The 542-nt window shown below is 56.3% G+C and carries 1 protein-coding gene; it reads left to right on the top strand.

Annotation, left to right across the window (positions count from 1 at the left end; translation table 11 throughout):
* A partial coding sequence (locus tag J5224_RS34740) for a cellulose synthase subunit BcsC-related outer membrane protein (protein WP_264629356.1) occupies nucleotides 1-412 on the top strand: 412 nt, incomplete at its 5' end.
* Between the last annotated feature and the right edge of the window lie 130 nt (nucleotides 413-542).

The raw sequence follows: 542 nt of genomic DNA on the forward strand, positions 1-542 counted from the left end.
CTATTACAGCCCGCAGCAGTATGTCTCGTTTGGGCTTCCCATCAATTACCGCCAGCGTACCGAAAACTGGTCGTGGGAATTGGGCGGCACCGTCTCCTGGTCTTATGCCAAGACCAAAAATCAGCGTCGTTATCCGTTAGGCAGTCTGGTCAGCAGCGCCGGATTAACCGCCGATGAACGGGATCGCATCGAAACCGGCAGCAGCAGTTCCGGCGTCGGCTACACGCTGCGCGCCTTGATCGAACGTCGCCTCACGTCGCACTGGACGCTGGGCGCCGCCATCGATATTCAGGAAGCAAAAGATTACACGCCGAGCCACGGCATGCTCTATCTGCGTTACTCATTCGCGGGTTGGCAAGGGGATTTGGATAGCCCGCCGCAACCGCCAACACCGTATTCAGATTTCAAATAGCGCGCAACCTCCGCGCCGTGCCGTAAAAAATCGCACGGGCGGAGGAAGGCACTACACCTCTCTCGTAAAGTAAACAAGCCACAGTTTCCTTACCTCTTCGACGTAAAAACGGATAGGATGACGCGTTACG

It is taken from the genome of Candidatus Symbiopectobacterium sp. NZEC135 (assembly GCF_025962695.1).